Annotated in this window: 8 protein-coding genes; 3 read left to right on the forward strand and 5 right to left on the reverse strand. The window is 36.5% G+C overall.

Annotated features, from left to right (window positions below; translation table 11 throughout):
* Positions 1–158: 158 nt before the first annotated feature.
* Positions 159–2,381: an NADP-dependent isocitrate dehydrogenase gene (locus DKG80_RS15810; protein ID WP_109832335.1), complete on the reverse strand. Its 2,223-nt coding sequence runs from the start codon at positions 2,379–2,381 to the stop codon at positions 159–161.
* A gap of 276 nt (positions 2,382–2,657) precedes the next feature.
* On the opposite strand from DKG80_RS15810, the gene DKG80_RS15815 reads away from it, so the two are divergent.
* Both DKG80_RS15815 and DKG80_RS15820 read left to right on the forward strand, forming a co-directional pair.
* Entirely contained in the window at positions 2,658–4,088 is a 1,431-nt protein-coding gene (locus DKG80_RS15815) for a BspA family leucine-rich repeat surface protein (RefSeq protein WP_109832336.1), read from the forward strand.
* 166 nt (positions 4,089–4,254) lie between these two features.
* On the forward strand, positions 4,255–5,664 hold the full coding sequence (locus DKG80_RS15820) for an NHL repeat-containing protein (RefSeq protein ID WP_109832337.1): 1,410 nt from the start codon (positions 4,255–4,257) through the stop codon (positions 5,662–5,664).
* 224 nt (positions 5,665–5,888) lie between these two features.
* Here the strand turns inward: DKG80_RS15820 and DKG80_RS15825 are convergent, their stop codons facing one another.
* Both DKG80_RS15825 and DKG80_RS15830 read right to left on the reverse strand, forming a co-directional pair.
* Positions 5,889–10,733, reverse strand: a complete 4,845-nt coding sequence (locus DKG80_RS15825; RefSeq protein ID WP_109832338.1) for a T9SS type A sorting domain-containing protein — start codon at positions 10,731–10,733, stop codon at positions 5,889–5,891.
* 361 nt (positions 10,734–11,094) lie between these two features.
* The gene (locus tag DKG80_RS15830; protein ID WP_162555921.1) at positions 11,095–12,471 is read right to left on the reverse strand and encodes an SGNH/GDSL hydrolase family protein; all 1,377 of its coding nucleotides are present in this window, start codon (positions 12,469–12,471) and stop codon (positions 11,095–11,097) included.
* Positions 12,472–13,141: 670 nt separating this feature from the next.
* Between DKG80_RS15830 and DKG80_RS15835 the strand changes: the two genes are divergently transcribed.
* Positions 13,142–13,495, forward strand: coding sequence for a hypothetical protein (locus DKG80_RS15835; RefSeq protein ID WP_109832340.1), 354 nt, complete (start codon positions 13,142–13,144; stop codon positions 13,493–13,495).
* Positions 13,496–13,593: 98 nt separating this feature from the next.
* Here the strand turns inward: DKG80_RS15835 and panB are convergent, their stop codons facing one another.
* On the reverse strand, positions 13,594–14,412 hold the full coding sequence (gene panB, locus DKG80_RS15840; protein WP_109832341.1) for a 3-methyl-2-oxobutanoate hydroxymethyltransferase: 819 nt from the start codon (positions 14,410–14,412) through the stop codon (positions 13,594–13,596).
* 60 nt (positions 14,413–14,472) lie between these two features.
* Positions 14,473–15,030, reverse strand: a complete 558-nt coding sequence (locus DKG80_RS15845; RefSeq protein WP_109832342.1) for a thioredoxin family protein — start codon at positions 15,028–15,030, stop codon at positions 14,473–14,475.
* Positions 15,031–15,057 lie beyond the last annotated feature (27 nt).

The raw sequence follows: 15,057 nt of genomic DNA on the forward strand, positions 1-15,057 counted from the left end.
ATAAGCGTCAGTTTCAAACCTGATGTTTATAGATTTCTAATATAAGTCTAGAAAGAACTCATATTTATAGAATAAAAAAGCTCCTTTATCTGATAAAGGAGCTTTTTATATATAATGACTTCAACAGGGAAAACCTGTTCCGAAGTATAAAATTATATTTAGTTCAATGAAGCCAAAGCAGCGTTCAATGTTTCAGAAGGCCTCATAGCTTTGGAAGCTTTCTCAAAATCTGGCTGATAGTATCCACCGATTTCTTGAGGAGTACCTTGAGCAGCAATTAACTCTTCGTTGATCTTTGCTTCCTGAGCGGTCAATTTCTCAGCCAAAGAACCGAATGCCGTTTTCAAGTCTGCATCTTTATCCTGACCCGCTAATTCTTGTGCCCAGTAAAGTGCTAAATAGAAGTGAGAACCTCTGTTGTCAATTCCTCCTACTCTTCTCGATGGAGATTTGTTCTCCGCCAAGAACTTAGTGTTAGCCTCATCAAGTGCTTCAGCTAAAATCTGAGCCTTAGCGTTATCTGTTGAACTTGCTACTTGCTCTAAAGAAGGAACTAATGCCATGAATTCACCTAAAGAATCCCATCTTAAGTATCCTTCAGATTCGAACTGCTGTACGTGCTTAGGAGCAGACCCTCCAGCACCCGTTTCAAATAATCCTCCTCCATTCATCAATGGAACTATTGAAAGCATTTTAGCAGAAGTACCAACTTCCAAAATTGGGAATAAGTCAGTCAAGTAATCTCTCAATACATTTCCTGTAACAGAGATAGTATCTTCACCTTTTCTGATTCTCTCTACAGAGAATTTAGTCGCGTCTACTGGAGATTTAATCAATAGCTCAAGACCAGTTGTATCATGATCTCCTAAGTATTGATTTACCTTCTTAATCAACTCAGCATCGTGTGCTCTTTCTTCGTTCAACCAGAATACAGCTGGAACACCAGTTGCTTTAGCTCTGTTAACAGCAAGTTTTACCCAGTCTTGGATAGGAGCATCTTTCACTTGACACATTCTGAAAATGTCTCCAGCTTCTACTGACTGCTCTAATAATACCGCTCCTGAAGCATCTACTACTTTTACAGTACCAGCAGCTTCCATTTGGAAAGTCTTATCGTGCGAACCGTATTCTTCAGCCTTCTTAGCCATCAATCCTACGTTAGGAACAGATCCCATAGAAGCAGGATCGTAAGCGCCATTTGCTTTACAATCTTCGATTACAGCTTGATATACACCTGCGTAACTTCTGTCTGGAATTACAGCTTTAGTATCTTGTTGATTACCTTCTTTGTTCCACATCTGACCGGAAGTTCTGATCATAGCTGGCATAGAAGCATCAATAATAACATCAGAAGGAACATGAAGGTTAGTGATTCCTTTGTCAGAATTCACCATTGCCAAATCTGGAGCATTTTCATACACAGCCTCGATCGCAGCTTTTACTTCTGCCTCTTTGTCGTGTCCTGCAATCTTAGCGTAGACGTCACCCAAACCATTGTTGGTATCTACTCCTAGCTCAGCAAACAACTCACCATACTTTTCGAACACTTCCTTATAAAATACAGATACCACAGCGCCGAAAATGATAGGGTCAGAAACCTTCATCATCGTAGCTTTCATATGAAGCGAGAAAAGTATTCCTTGTGCTTTAGCATCTTCGATTTGCTCAGCTATGAATTTTTTCAATGCAGCCATGTTCATTACTGAACAATCGATAATCTCTTTATCCTCTAGAGGAATAGATGGCTTCAATACTTTCGAAGTACCATCAGCTCCTACAAACTCTATCTTAGCTTCTGTGACTCCAGAAATAGTGGTCGACTTTTCACTGCCAAAGAAATCACTATCACTCATACTAGCTACATGAGACTTCGAGTCTGAAGACCAAGCTCCCATTGAATGAGGATTATTTTTAGCATACGTTTTTACAGCTTTCGGTGCTCTTCTGTCAGAGTTACCTTCTCTTAAGACTGGGTTTACCGCTGATCCTAAAACCTTCGCATATCTAGCTTTGACTTCTTTTTCTTCTTCATTCTTAGGCTCCTCTGGATAATCAGGAAGATTATACCCTTGACCTTGTAGTTCCTTTATTGCAGCCTGTAACTGTGGAATAGAAGCTGAGATATTTGGCAACTTAATGATATTGGCTTCAGGAGTTTTAGCTAATTCTCCTAACTCCGCAAGTGCATCCCCGATTTTCTGATCTTCCGTCAAGTTGTCTGGGAAATTAGCAATAATCCTACCTGCTAAAGAAATATCCCTAGTTTCTACGTCTACTCCTGCGGCAGAAGTAAATGCTTTCACGATTGGAAGAAATGAGTAAGTAGCTAAAGCCGGTGCTTCATCCGTCTTAGTGTAAATAATTTTAGATGTGTTTGCCATTGTTGTTTTTACAATAATTTTTTCGACCCGAGACTTAAATAGTATTGCTGCATGCTTAGGCCTTGAATATCAAACTGCGAAGTTATACAAAGTCTCACTAGGAGTGAAAGGTAATATCTAATACTACCATCTCCACCCTCCGAGTTTTCGATTAGTTCTATGAAGCTTTTCAAGCTTGATATCAAGAATCTGAACCAAAAAATACCAAATTAGGGGACTATCATTTGAGTGATTTACTTAAGATTTTTGCAATTAAAAATCATCAAAGTACAAATCATGAAAATCAAATATCTATTAATACTCCTATGTCTAACCACATTTTCAATACTCTCATGCAACGATTCCGAGACTGCAATAGATGAACAACAAAATGAGGATGAAAAAGAACAAGAGCAAGAAGATGAAATTAATCTAACACTTGAAATCAGCGACTTATCAATAGAGTTTCCAGAAAACCCTGAAGATGAAGCCGAAATCGGAAAAATCACGGTTAGTTCAGAGAATCTTACTGAAGCTGTTTCTTTTGAAATCTCTGAGCAATCTGTTAGCGGAGCTGTAAGTATCAACTCTGACGGAACCTTATTAGTAGCAGATGCAACTGCATTTGACTACGAGTCTGTTCAAAGTATTACTGGTAAAGTATCTGCAAGTGCTGATGGATTGACTGACGAGGCTTCTTTTACTATTACACTAACAAACATCGTTGATATACCTTTTATTACAAAATGGAAAACAACCACTGCAGGCGAAGATATATCTATCTATACGCATTTGGGCACTGAACGATCTTTCTCAATAACTGAAGATGATTCTGATTACCAATACAACTACACTGTGGATTGGGGCGATGGTGAAACAACAAGTCATACAGAGGATGCAACTCACACATATAGCATAGCTGGTGAATACACGATCAAAATTCTAGGACATTTTCCAGGCATACTAAACGGTGCTGACGATACCAATTCTGAAAAGCTATTAACTATAGAACAATGGGGAGACATTGAATGGAGAACTATGGAAGAAGCTTTTGCTTACTGCTCAAACTTGACATATAATGCAACTGATGCACCTGACCTGAGCAGAGTTAAATCCATGTATAGAATGTTTGTAAAAGCATATCTATTCAATGGAGATATCAGCAATTGGGATGTCAGTAAAGTCGAAAATATGGGTAGCTTGTTTAGCCGTGCGAAAGCATTTAATCAGGACATTAGTAAATGGGATGTTAGCAATATAATTGACATGTCAGGCATGTTTGATGGAGCTATAGCTTTTAATCAGAACATAAGTAAATGGGATGTTAGCAATGTAACCAGCATGTCAAGCATGTTTAGAGGTGCGGAAGCTTTTAATCAGGATATTAGTAAATGGGATATTAGCAGCGTAACTAGCATGCCATACATGTTTTCTTATGCAACAACTTTCAGTCAGGATATTAGTGAATGGGATGTTAGCAATGTAACTAACATATCATATATGTTTGAAAATGCATCTGCTTTCAACCAAGACATTAGTAAGTGGGAAGTGGGAAAGGTAATTTATATGAGCAGTACGTTTAAAAACGCCATTGCTTTCAAACAGGACCTGAGTAAATGGAATACAATAAATGTTACTTCATGCACCGGTTTTGATGATAATTCTGGATTGAGCTCTGAACAATTACCAACCAAAGGTTGTTTTGCCCCCATCTTGATTGAGAAATAATATAGTCTAAAAATTATGAACTGTGTTAGATAAATAATCTACACAGTTCATCTTTCCAACCACTTTTCTAAGAAACTATAAGTCAACATAGACATACATTTTGTGTAACCTGCTACCTATCCTAATTAAGCATTTAGAAGAAAAATTATCATATCAATCGAAAATTATGAAAATCAAATATCTATTAATACTCCTATGTCTAACCACATTAACTATGTTTTCGTGTGGTGGCTCCGAGACTGAAGAAGAGGAACTACAACAAGATCAAGGAGACGAGGAGATAAGTCTAACACTAGAAATTAGCGACCTATTAGTAGAGTTTCCAGAAAATCCTGCTAATGAAGCTGAAATCGGAAAAATCACTTTTAGTTCTGAAAACTTAACCGAAGATGTGACTTTTGAAATCACTGAACTTTCGGTCAATGGTGCAGTAAGTATTAACTCAGATGGCGCCCTAATAGTATCCGACGCTAGTGCATTTGACTACGAATCTGTTCAGAGCATTACTGGTAAAGTATCTGCAAGCGCAGATGATCTAACAGATGAAGCTTCTTTTACGATCACCATCACCAATGTTCTGGAAGTAGTATCAGTAAGCACATTTGCTGGCAATGGGAATGGCGGTTTCATCAATGGTCCTGCTGCCAATGCCGAATTTAACAACTCTATCGACGGTATTGTTGCTGATAATGATGGAAACATATTCGTGGCAGACCTATTTAATTATGTTGTTCGAAAAATTACACCTGATGGAGTAGTATCTACTTATTCTGGTAGCGGAACAAGAGGCAGTAGCAATGGAGCTTCTAATGTTGCTGAATTTTCTTATATCATTAGTATAGAAATTGATCAACAAGGAAACCTATACGTTGGAGATGGTGGATCTAATCATGTGATTAGAAAAATCACTCCAGATGGAACAGTAAGCACGTTTGCCGGTGTGATGGGCACAGAAGGATATAAGGATAGCGACGATCGACTGACTGCTGAATTTGATTTCCCTACGTCCCTTACATTTGATCAAAACGGAGATTTATATGTCTGTGACAACGATTTCAATAATAGGATTAGAAAAGTTTCAACTGAAGGAATAGTAAGTACTATAGCAGGTGGTGATGTTAAAGACTTTAAGGACGGTAATGTCTCTGAAGCTCAATTCAACAACCCAAGAGGAATTGCAATAGATGACAATGGCAATCTTTATGTATGTGATATTGGGAATAACAGAATCCGAAAAATTAGCCCGGATGGAGAAGTATCTACAGTAGCTGGAAGTGGAGATGCTGGTTACAAAGACTGTCAAGGAACATCTGCTCAATTTAATTTACCACTAGATATTGAGATCAACTCAGAGGGGGACTTCTATATACTAGACTCTAGAAATAATGCTGTTAGAAAAATGACTCCAGACGGAGTAGTTACGACAATCGCTGGAGATGGCACAAGTGGTTACAAAGATGGAGACCCAAAAACAGCAAACTTTAATGGTCCTCGTCAAATGACCATAGATCAGCTTGGCAATTTATATATCACTGATAGAGGTAATGTTAGAATTAGAAAAATAACAATCGAGTAAAAACGCTGTCAAAATTTTATCAATTCATTAATTATTTGAATACTCTACTTTAATAAATGGGTCATGTGACTTTAACTAAAATCAAATACCTCTAAACAAAAAAGAAGCGGTTTTTAATCGCTTCTTTTTTATAACCCCAATCATTTAAGTTTTCTATATCTGTTTATAAATACCTCCTATTAAAAGACTGGTTGGATTATTTTATCAGACTAATAAACTTAAAATCATTGCTTAATTAGCTTAATCTCTTTTTCATAGCCATTGGCGATAATAGTTGCATAGTAGATTCCTGGCACCACAGACGAGAGGTCAATATCTATGATACTATCATTTATTTTAGAAATGGAAGATTGAATGAGCCTTCCAGTCATATCTACTACAGAAACATCCACACTAGACAATTCGATTTTTTGATTGAATTGTACAGTCGCTTTATCATGAATTGGGTTTGGATAAATATTCAAAGATAAATCCAGCATATTTTGCACCACTACCACTTCCGAATAGCTATATTCTCCATCAAAATCGGTTTGTTTTAACCTATAGTAAGATTTACCGCCAAAAGGATACTGGTCGATATATTGATAACTCAGAAGCTCACTGCTATTTCCTGCTCCAGATACTTTTCCTAATTCTGTAAATCCAACCCCATCAGAACTTTTTTCGATTGTAAAAAAGTCATTATTTGTTTCAGAAGCGGTCTCCCAAGTAAGTAGTACTTGATAGCCTTCACTTTCAGCGTTAAAAGACACTAAGTTGATAGGTAGAGGCGCACTTGGATCATCGGAATCTGTCCCTGCATAAAATTCTGAAAACGAGTTTACGTCTATTTCGGCAGCAATGCCAGTAGAACCATGTGAGGTAATAGTTGGAGTAAAGACATCAAGACTCATAGTCACTCCAGTCAAGTCGAGACTACTTCCATCCCGTTTGGTCACTCTAAAAAAGTCTCTGTAATATTCGTCCCAGTCTGCTCCATTTGATCTGCCATCTGCTGCTAACTGAGTTCGAATATCCGAAACTTCATCATTTAAAAAATAAAGTCGAACAGTTACTGGGGAAGTAGGTGCATTTGTAGGAGTAATGTAAAAGTTTCTATCTATAAAGTAATCTTCATTTGATACATCTACCACGTTGTCGCCGGATGTACGAATTCTTACTCCCCAGCATGTTTCTCCTAAATCATTGCCGTTAGGATTAACTTCTGCCACTATCCTTCCACTAGCATCCCTTAGCATTACAAAAGAAGCCCCGTTCAAAGTAGGGCAACCTGTAGAAACTTCATAGTCACCAACAGCACTTGAAATTTCAGTGAGTGCACTACTAACACCTGTAGCCAATGTAAAAAACGCACCATCATTTAGATCAACACTATTGAATGTAACAATATTTGAAGCAAAACTACTGGCATTCGTAATAACAGTACCTGATGTAAAATCTGCATCCGTATCTGTAATTAATGCGAAATCCTCAGCAACTGTACCTATCCCTCCGATACTAGAAACATCAAACGTAACCGTAACAGCTCCTACATCTCCTGTTTCTTCTACTCTCCATTTTCTGGTTAGCATATCTGTTATACCTGATGGTACATTAACGGTAGTTTCACTCAACGCGCCATTGTCATTTCCCCAAATAAGATACTCTGCATCGCCTAAATCACTAGGCGTACCCATGGTTAAAATAGCATCTGCGTTTTCACTTTTTGACTGTGTTTGCGAGAGCAATTCACTATCATCCCTTCCTATTCCTGCTATATCATTTGAATAAGTTGATACATCGTAAATAGTAGTCGAAGCCGCATTAGATCCATTATAAGTAGAACTATAATAATTATGACCTAATGTAATTCCATATTTCACACCAAAATAGGACTCTATTTTTTGACGGTCAGAAACAGACAAAGTCCCCTCATATGCCACTAATTCAGCTATATTCCCATTTAATTCATTGCCTCCTGTATCATCATCCCCCAAGACATAATCATAAGTTCCAGCCGGCGAAACTGAATAGTTAGTCGCATTACTCAATTGAAAAGCAATACCATTTTCGTAAATATTTGCGACCCTACCAGAAGGATGATCAATAGACCAAAGACCCGATGAATTCTTCTGAATATTTGAAGTATAAGTAGTTGTACTAGCGTACCTATTATCTTCAAACCAATTCCTTCCATCTTGATCAGCTACAGCATTATTTCTAAATTCAAAAAATGCATCTGTCGAATTAGCAGCATCGTTGTGCGTACCTACAATAAAAAAAGTCAGGCCAGCAGTCGTAGTTGTTATACTTCCTTGCAGGGATAAGTCCAAATTTGCAAATGTTACAACAGGATTATCATTAATTACAGACGTATTGAAACGAGGCTTCCTAAAATTAATAGTCTCCACAGCATCATTGCTATTTGCAGATTGGTCTCTCCAATATTCAACCGTCTGCCCATCTGTAGCAGGTACTCCAAAACTATTCTCTACTCCTGTACCTGCTCTTAACCATAAATTAAGATTAGTCGAAACACCTGCAGGGGCAGAATCAACATTTGATCCTAATACCACATAATTACCTTCATCTAAGTTTATACCACTAAACGTAATTACATTACCTGTCACATATGTTGGTTTAATATTAGTAATAGGACTTGACATGTCCTCATTGTCATCAACAACAAGTGTATACTGTGCTAATGCACGCCCTGAAACAGCATTTACGCCATTTAAATTAAATGATATATCAACCGTACCCGTCTCACCTGTCTCTGTTACTCTCCATTTTCTGTCCAAAGTCATTGAAACTCCTAAGATAGAAGAAGCTGACTCTGTCAATGAAGCCAAAGCTGTTTCGTTATTACTACCCCAAAATAAATACTCCCCATCAGTCAAATCAGTAGGGTTTCCTATGGTTATTATAGCATTAGTATTGACATTCTTAGACTCTTGTTGGATCAACCCTTGAGCATCAACACCCATATCCGCATTAGCTCTTCCTATACCCGAAATGATACTACTGTAACTACTAAAGGCTGTTCTATCTAAAATAGTTGCTCCACTACCATTAAGATAATCTTGCGAAGATATATCTAGCGTAATTCCATATTTTACTGCCAAATATGTCTCTACTTGCCTTCTTTCTGAATCATTTAAAGAATTGGAATAATATACGGCTTCAGCTACATCGCCAGTATAATCTGTGAAAAAATTATAATCATCACTAGCGGCTATTGTCACAAAACCAGTATTGGTTGATTCCAAATCTCCATTTACAAAAATCTGGTGGTTATTGGAATTATTATTTATTAATTCTACAATATGCCAATCACCTGTACCAGTAGTCGAAGTAAATGCACCTCCGTTGACTCTATACACTCCTCCATTTATCTCTAATCTTGGATTGGTATTATTATCAACTTCAAATAAATCAACACCATTTGTACTTCCTCTGACAACTGTAATAAAGGAATTAGCATTCGAAGTAGCGTTAAGTGTCGCTTGTCCCATGTTGTCTCCTGAAAAAACAAGATAATTATTACCATTGACTTGAGCAGACGTTTCCAAGACAGGGCGGTCAAACAACATTGATTCTAAGTTATTACTGAATCCACTTTGATCAGTCCATTGATCAACATCACTATCTTCAGCATCAGTAACTACACTTTCAGGACTTACCCACAATAACATGTTAGCCGAAATGGCTCCAGGAGCACCAACTGAAGATACAGCTAGTGATAAATAATCACCATCCGCAATAGAAACATTGGTAAACGTAATCACGTCATCAACGATATTTACACCGTTGGTGAAAGGAGTAACACCTGCAAAGATTGGAGAAGCATTATTAATTAATAGAGCATAATCGTCTGGATTCCTAGATCTTTTACCTAACTGTTTTAAATCAAATCTTATAGTAACCGTCCCTACTTCTCCTACTTCTTCAAAGTACCAAATTCTATTTAATCTTTCATCATACCCTGCAGGTAGGTCAGCAGAACTACCCGTATTACCATTGTTTCCCCAGACGAGATAATCATTATCATCTAAACTAGTAGCACCAGTCACTGTCATAGATGCGTCATCATTAATACTTTTTGAGGTAGTTTGGTTTAGTCCCTGAATATCATCACGACCTATTCCGGCTATATCATTACCATATCCATTACTTATATCATACAACGTTGTAGATGCTGCATTCGTACCATCGTACGCTACTGTAAAGTAGTCATGGCCCATAGTCACGCCATATTTGATAGCAAGATAAGTTTCCAGTCTTTCTCTCTGTGCATCTGTTAGAGTCCCTTCGAAAATAATAAGCTCTGAAATGGTAGCATCAATAAATTCTTGAGGAGTCCACCCAAAATCATGCGTACTATGTGCACCCATCAGTATACCAAAGGAGGTTCCTCGGCCAAAAGTTTCTAAAGCACCTGTAGTCACAATTTGAGTTCCATCTCTTCTAGCGTCTTGTATACCTTTAGTAGCACTAGAGCGAAAAGACCAGATTCTACTTTCTACTACTGTCTGACCTAACCCAAAATTCAACCTACCATTTCCACCATCGATATCTCCATAGTCCCAATAAAGATTATTATCATCCCACGGCAAATGAATTCCAAATCTATCATTTTGATCATGGGGAAAATTGAAAAACATGGTTCCTGGTTTGATTTCATCAACTTTAGTTATTACAAACATATTTATATCAGGAACAGAAGCTGTAGAAAAAATATTTCCCGATGCTATCTCTAATGTTTCTCTGTCTACATCATCAAAATCAATACCTGGATTGAAATTCAAAACATTTTCAACATAAGAAGGATCATTTCCGAAAACATCCCCCGAACCAATATCCACGCTTACAGCAGTACTTCTAACTGCATCATTATTATAATCGCTTTGATCCTGCCAATCATTTACATCGGCCCCACCTACAGTAGTATTCGTTCCTGCATCCGCTTTAAGCCATACTCTAAGATTAGTTCTTCCGACGCCTCCAGGACTTACCTGTCCATAAACGGTAAATTGAGTAAAAAAACATACTATAAACGCATAAAACAGGTTAATCTTCATACTCCTCATATCCTCTTATTTCTTTCCAAAGTTTTCTTTACAAAATGCAACGTAAAACTACCATATTACTTTTAAAGTGATATATTGAACTATTTAATTTCTATGTTAAATTTTTAATAATTTATCAAAGTAAAATCGTTTGAAATTAAGACTTAACTCACAGCATATGAATTATTAGAAATAAGATATCTCAACTTCATAAAAATTATGATACACCGTTATTCTGATCAAAAAAGCGTTTTTTTTATTTCAGTTTTATAAATAAAATAAATTTTTAGTTTATTATTTCCACTTAACGTTTTATAACAACTCTCTTATTAAAATACTAGGATAAACGCACTTTATTTTTTCAACCTCCTTATAACAAGGATCAAATTTTACTGAGTTGATAAACTCTAGTTTTTGGTTTATTGGTATTAAAAATTTTATCTCTAAAATGATCAATCTCCTTCCAATAGGACTCCTCGTTTGGCAAATACTCAAAATACTGTTTAGTCACTTTTTTTAAATAAGGGTACCATGGTTTACCTTCAGCCTCCAAGACAAGCTTATTTAAATAAGCTCGTTTAGACTCTAAATCATCAGCACCTTTATAATCTCTAAGCTTACTAAACTCAACCAGTTTTATTACTCTAACTTTGCCCATTACTTGGTGATATTTCAAACATAGATCGAATACCTGCTTAGCTTGGATATACTGTGGAGTCAAAGTATTATTCGCAAGATTAATCCCATTAACTAGCTCAGTTGAGGATAAAGTGTCAACAGGTATTTCGTCTATTTTTAAAAGATAATTTCCACGTTTAAGCCCCATTACCTTCAAGACTTCATTATTAAACTGTTTTTGGAATGGAACCAAATCAGCCCCTTCTTGATACTCTTCTGTAACTGGAAAAGGAAGAGCATTCGCCGCCAATTGAAACCCCAATAACCGCTCACCACTACTCAAATTAACCTTACAGTTCTGCGCTTCAACAACTGATTTATTCTTAAAGTCTATTACTACTTTTGAAACATATTTGGGAGCATTAAGAGTCTCAAGAATTTTATAAGCCATAGTAAAATGGCCAGTATGTTTCGGGTGAACTCTATCCTGACTTACAATCGTTTGAGTAGGATCTTGCTCTTGTACTTTCTCGTTTAATACTAACATAAACGAATTTAGATCAACAACAGGAGCTTGAATTTTATCTGCTAGCTTTCTGATATGAATAGCACATTTTACTAATGCATCATTCTTTCCATAAGCAGCAGGAGTCTTTAATTCGGCAGTCTGGTCATATATTGATGGCGTCATTAATATAGGCTTGATTCCAGATTCTAAAATTAGATCAACTAGTTTTTCTGTTTGTTGCTTATAAATATCCAAAGCTTCTTCTCGCTGTGCAGAAATAGTTCTACTAACCTCTATTCCTGATTTAAATAAATTCCCTCGCATGTCATTCATTCCTGTCATTAAAAGCGAGTAATCAGGATTATAAACTAACACATCCTTTTCAAAGCGATTGATCATTCCTCCCGCTACATCTCCAGAAACTCCTGCATTAATAAATTTCACTTTTTGTGAAGGAAATCTAGTTGCATGAAACGCATGAATTAGCATATGATACCTTCCATCCTGAGTTATACTATTTCCTATAAAACTAACTGTTTGCCCATCTTGAAAAATAGGTTTTAGCTGGGCTATTACCTGACTAGAACAAATAGTAACTAATACTATTGGGATAATTTTCTTAATACCTCGCATTGACATTATGTTTTAAACAAAGATATCTCTGACAAACATCTCTATAAAGTCAATATTATCATGATTAGCATGGCTTTTTTGGAAAAACAAGTTGCAAATCTTCCCTAGAATTTTTTCAACATAACAACCCTCTTATATCCAATGATTTAGCTAAGAATCGCAAAAACAAATGACTTCCAAACTTTTTCTAAATGAAACCGTACTCATTTTGTAGTTTCTTTTAACACATTAGCTTTATGGATAAAATAATGTATTTAGGTTAAGAATTTTATTTGGCACTATTTTAAAACTTCTCAAAAATAAAACTCACCCTCATGTTAATTCTATTTTTCTTCGTCATAGCATTTTTAGTGGGATTATTCTTTTAAAAAATCCTTTATCCGATTTCGAAAACTGTCTTACATAGTCAATAGATCATTTTTTATATAAAGCAGTGTGTACGTGCACGAAGGGTTTAGTAAGTACTTATTTGACTATTAGAGCATTATACGTTGTCTTTACCCTTTTTCTTTTACACAATTAGATTTATTTTAGTGATATCTAATCACTGGAAGCTCCCAACGAGCTAACACACCAATCTCTCACTAGACCTTACAAGCGACTTAAAGGACTAGAAAATAATCAATAATTAACCCGACTAAGACACTACTATATATGATGATAAACTACTATGACTAAACTACTGTTAATCACAGGATTGGTATCGGTATCCGCGCTTGGGATATCGCGTATCGAAGTCTTGAGAAATCAAGACGAGGTTGCACGGGAGTTCGCTGACAATGCAGCGAAAAGTTTTGACTTAACAACAAGTCAAAAAGATCTGGTCTATAATATGAAGCTCTATGAACTTCAAGAGATCAATCAGCTCAGCAAAGAAAATTTCACAGATCAAGAACTAGACATTCGCAGTGAAGATTACCATCGCAGACAAATAATTCGATTGGTAGAAATTACTGGAACAAGTTTACGTGAAGTGAATGAATTCTTAGCTCGTCACACGCCCCCTGAACCAACTGCCAATTGAAAACATTAGATGTATATGAATGATTAAACTACTACTTCGAAATGTTTGAACCAAGAGCAACCTCTCATTAGAAGTTGCTCTTTTTTTATCTTTTCAACTTAATAGCTTTCTTTATCGCTAGGGAACTCCCTTGCTTTAACATCGGAAATATAATTTTCGACAGCGCCAGTCATTACTTCTGACAAGTTAGCATACTGCCGTAAAAACCTAGGTTTAAACTCTTGAGTAATCCCTAGCATATCATGCACTACCAATACCTGTCCATCTGTATCCTGGCCTGCACCTATGCCAATAGTAGGAATCGTGATAGATTCAGAAACTATTTTAGCCAAAGAACTAGGAATCTTTTCAAGAACTATAGCATAACATCCCGTTTCTTCTAACAGCTTCGCATCATCAATTAACTTTTCTGCCTCAGCCTCTTCCTTAGCCCTAACAGTGTAGGTACCAAATTTATATATTGATTGTGGGGTTAAACCAAGATGTCCCATTACAGGTATACCAGCACTCAATACTCTCTCAATACTTTCTTTAATCTCTGCTCCACCTTCCATTTTTACACTATGGGCACCAGACTCTTTCATTACTCTAATGCTTGACTCCAACGCTAACTTCGAATTACCTTGATAGCTACCAAAAGGAATATCTACCACTACAAACGCTCTATCTGCGGCTCGCACTACAGAAGATGCGTGGTATATCATCTGATCAAGCGTTATAGGAAGAGTCGTTTCATGCCCAGCCATTACATTAGAAGCTGAATCTCCCACTAACATAACATCAACACCTGCCTGATCTAAGATTTTGGCCATAGAATAATCATAAGCAGTCAACATGGAAATCTTCTCTCCACGGTTCTTCATTTCTTGTAGTTGATGAGTAGTAACTCTTTTTATATTAGACTTATGAACGCTCATTATAATTCGATATTAGAGTTTTTAAATTAGAGTAAAAATGGATGACGTCTTTTGATCTCTTTATCGTTTCCATTTGATATTACACCCCATACTTGGGGCCTGTTTCTCATTTATTTCTTCAAGGTTTATAAGTTGGCTAAGGGCATTTCTTAAATCTTCCCCTGTGACGGGAATACCATTACCTGGAGTAGAGGCATCCATTCTACCTCGATAAACACAAACATCATTCTCATCAAAAAGATAAAAATCTGGCGTACATGCAGCTTTATATGACTTTGCGACTTCTTGAGACTCATCATATAGATATGGAAAGTTAAAACCATACTTTTCTGCATGAATTTTCATCAATTCAGGAGAATCTAGAGGGTATTTATCTACATCATTTGAGCTTATTGCAATAAAATCTATTCCCTGATCAGAAAACTCATGGGAAATTTTAACTACCTCATCTTGGATGTGAATCACATATGGACAGTGATTACAAATAAACATAACTACAGTTCCTTTCTGACCTCTTCTATCAGCGAAACTTAACTCTTTACCTGTAATAGTATCATAAAGAGTAAAAGAAGGAGCAACGGTACCAAGCGGCATCATATTAGATTCAGTAAGAGCCATATTTCTTATTTTTTGAACTAAAACAAA

The organism is Reichenbachiella versicolor (assembly GCF_003171675.1).
Lineage (GTDB): Bacteria > Bacteroidota > Bacteroidia > Cytophagales > Cyclobacteriaceae > Reichenbachiella > Reichenbachiella versicolor.